This window comes from Ruoffia sp. FAM 20857 (assembly GCF_045528645.1).
Taxonomy (GTDB): domain Bacteria; phylum Bacillota; class Bacilli; order Lactobacillales; family Aerococcaceae; genus Ruoffia; species Ruoffia halotolerans.
On sequence record NZ_JBGQRB010000090.1, the window covers coordinates 1 to 3,275 of the forward strand.

Annotated in this window: 2 protein-coding genes and 2 pseudogenes; 2 read left to right on the forward strand and 2 right to left on the reverse strand. The window is 32.1% G+C overall.

The window, feature by feature from the left end:
• Positions 1–415: 415 nt before the first annotated feature.
• Positions 416–557, forward strand: a pseudogene (locus tag ACEN4N_RS11240) (transposase); the annotation flags it as partial.
• Between the two features lie 417 nt (positions 558–974).
• Here the strand turns inward: ACEN4N_RS11240 and ACEN4N_RS11245 are convergent.
• On the reverse strand, positions 975–1,295 hold the full coding sequence (locus tag ACEN4N_RS11245; RefSeq protein ID WP_138405583.1) for a hypothetical protein: 321 nt from the start codon (positions 1,293–1,295) through the stop codon (positions 975–977).
• Between the two features lie 78 nt (positions 1,296–1,373).
• On the opposite strand from ACEN4N_RS11245, the gene ACEN4N_RS11250 reads away from it, so the two are divergent.
• Positions 1,374–1,778, forward strand: coding sequence for a hypothetical protein (locus ACEN4N_RS11250; protein ID WP_138405582.1), 405 nt, complete (start codon positions 1,374–1,376; stop codon positions 1,776–1,778).
• 417 nt (positions 1,779–2,195) lie between these two features.
• Here the strand turns inward: ACEN4N_RS11250 and ACEN4N_RS11255 are convergent.
• Positions 2,196–2,791 (reverse strand): annotated as a pseudogene (locus ACEN4N_RS11255) (recombinase family protein).
• Positions 2,792–3,275: the final 484 nt, after the last annotated feature.

Sequence of the window (3,275 nt, forward strand, 5' to 3'; positions counted from 1 at the left end):
GATTTCTTTGTGTTAAAATGAGTGTGTGACATGAAGATTCTCTCCTTATACTATGTTGTGGTGACTTAAGTATAACGAATCTTCATGTCTTTTTTTAGTGTTGCGTTTCATCTTACAACACACCATAAGATTTGATAAAAAATGGCAGAAAAAAAGCCTATCGATTAATTCGACAGACTTTTTCTTAACTTAATGACATTGAGTGAATTCTACTATAATTTAGTCACTACACAAAAATATAGTTAGGAGAATTCACATGGCTGATAATAATGATATCGCAAAACTGGTTGGAATTAAAGACGAAAATATTAAATTTAATGACGGGGTTCAAATCATCGAAGAAAATGGTCACACAACAATGTTGATTTCAGGCACGTTATCGTATCCGTTAGAGGCTTGCCCTAAGTGTGGCGTGCGTAAAATTGACGTAGAAACAATTTTTGATCGCTTAAAAGGTGTATTTGGCATGCGCAGAGCCCATGTTAGAGGGAAACAAGCGCTTCATAATAACATTGGTATCATGTTGATGAGTATGAATTTAACAAAATTAGCCCTCGAGGCAAGAAGAAGAGTGGCTACTTTTTACGATTATTCAGCCACACATAAAAATCGCAATGAAAGCATCAGAATATCGATGGTTTCATTGCGATTTTTCTATTTAAGGCTAGTTTTTTTCCCAGCCCCTTTTAATATTAACTATAATAGTGATTTTTTCTGTAGCGATAAAACGTCGTTCGGTTAATTCCTGTTTTCCGTTCTATTTCTTTATCTGACAAGCCTTGTTCATTTATTGAAATTTTATGGCTATGTTTTTGGCATATCCTTCGTTGCCTAGTAATTTTTTGTTTAATGTTATACTCATGTTGTTCGACTCCTATGTTTCCCCCGTATTAACTATGCATATTTTATATTGTCAATTATCAAAAGGAGTTTAATATGTGTATTTTTACTAGCTAAATTTCCTCCTCGTATATTTAGTAATTTTCAGAAGTAGAATTAGCGTCTAAAAATATTTTATCTAGTTTTTTTACCTCGTTTAAAGGGACAGTAATAATAACTTCGTCAATGTTTGTTTGCTCCAATGAATCACTATGAGGGGAACTTGTATACATTAATTCAAATTGTATAGCATTTTTACCAAGTATATTTAAAAGTAGTAATAAAATTCTTTTGAAATTTTTGTTAATTGTTATAACCATATTATTTTGCGTTTTTCTTATTTTAATTGATGATTCGTCAATACTCATACCTTGCAAAAAATCTTTTAATATCATTTCTATTTTATTTTTTTCCATTAGATTACCACCTTTACTTTAATTAAAATCTCAATTACAATAAACGTGCATTAAATAAATAAAGAAGGAGAGTGTATCATGAAGTTAAGTAAAAAAATTATTGTTATTTTCACTTTGTTTTTGTCTATATCACCTTTATTTTCTACGCCTGAAGTAAATGCTCAACAAAATAATGTAGTACCGTATGGAACCATTACAGGTCCTGGTGGAACTACTACTCTTGAGATTATGAGTAGTAATACCGTTTACTGGTACGCTAAGCCTAGTTTCTCTGGGCCTTATACCTTCCAAGGTACGGTAACAGTTACATATAAAAATAATAGAACTAATACATTTTGGATTAGTGAAGCTGCTAATAGTAAGTCGGTGTCAGGAATAATAGAATTACCAGCTGCAGCTAAAAAAGCAGTTCTAAGTGGCGTTGCCATTGGTACAAATGGTCTAGCAATTGCAGTGCCAAATGCTGATGCATACAATTATTAATTGGACTTAAATATATCCTTTAAATTTTATTTTAAAAAGTAACATCTAAAAGAGTATTACATGTAAATTCACAAACATCCCTTTAACAAGAGAATTTATTCTTTTTTAAAAGGGATGTTTTATATACTTCTAATTGAACTTTTTCCAATAATTATTATTTATCATCAAGTTTGCATTTATTTGGGATTCATAATAATTTTATTCGTATTTTATTCCGTCACAATCCGTTCTAAGATATAGCTAACAAACGCATTAAAACTCATTTCATGACCTCAGAGAGAGCTACAACGTTTTCATGTGGTGCGACAACTAACGAAATGACATTTTGTAACATGAAAACACTCCCTTTCGGGTCAGTAGTTAAATGAAAGCATACCACTTATTGATCATATTCTAAATCTCAAATTTCAGCTACTTCTACCTATCATCTATTTTAGTTAAATTATACTTTTCGCGATATCTTCTAAACGTAGTACGATTGATACCCGTCTTACGTTCAACTACTTTCTCTGTCATACCTCTATCATATAATTCAAAGGCATGTAGCAACCTTTCATCGTTAGGTTCAAACTTTCTTTTCTTCCTTTAAAACGTCCCTGACGTTTCGCTATTTCAATACCTTGCGCCTATCGTTCTTTAATTCGTTATCTTTCAGCTTCGGCTTGATACTTATATAGTTCAATAATTAGGTTATTGATTAAGCGTCGCAAGTTTTCATCAGCGATGCCATTCATCGATGGCAGATTTAATACCTCTAATGTTGCCCCTTTCTCTTGAATCAGGCTCATGATAGTCGTTAGGTCATTATTATTTCTTCCAAGTCGGTCTAATTCCGTAACAACAACAATATCGCCCTCTCTCAAATAATTTAACATGGCCTGTAGCTGCGTTCGTTCGACCGATCCCCCACTTACTTTGTCTGAAAAGACCTTGGAAACGCCTTCTAGTGCTTCAAGTTGCCGGGATAAGTTCTGATCCTTACTACTTACCCTTGCATAACTTATTCTTGCCAAAAAAACATCCTTTCATTATAAAGTATTCACAATGTCTTACCTAAAGTTTATTCTTGCTTAAAATTATATGTGTTTCACACGATCAATATAAAATAACTCTATTGAACACATGATAATACTATTATAGCAACCATACAAAAAAGTTCAATAGAGTGTACTCTATTGAACTTTAAATTAATCAATTATATCCAAATAAGTATGATATTCCGTGATTGTATCATACTTATTGTATGGCAGCATAAAGAAAAAGCTCACTAAAGAGTCCTCTAGTGAACTTCTTCTAAACTTCATTTATAGATTAAGTATAGATATCTAACAATAGGGATGATCATACACACCAAAAGAACTCCTATTAAGTGATGAATTGTAAAATTAAGTGCGACAAATAAAGAAACCCATAACAGGTTCGTGTAAAATGTTAGTAACGACAAAAACATAAACACGGAGGTCTGTTATGAGCTACACACATCTTACCATAGAGGAA

Bases quoted from the DNA above. Each gene is read 5' to 3' on its own strand.
- ACEN4N_RS11245 (WP_138405583.1), bottom strand. From the start codon at position 1,295: ATGGAAAAAAATAAAATAGAAATGATATTAAAAGATTTTTTGCAAGGT.
- ACEN4N_RS11250 (WP_138405582.1), top strand. From the start codon at position 1,374: ATGAAGTTAAGTAAAAAAATTATTGTTATTTTCACTTTGTTTTTGTCT.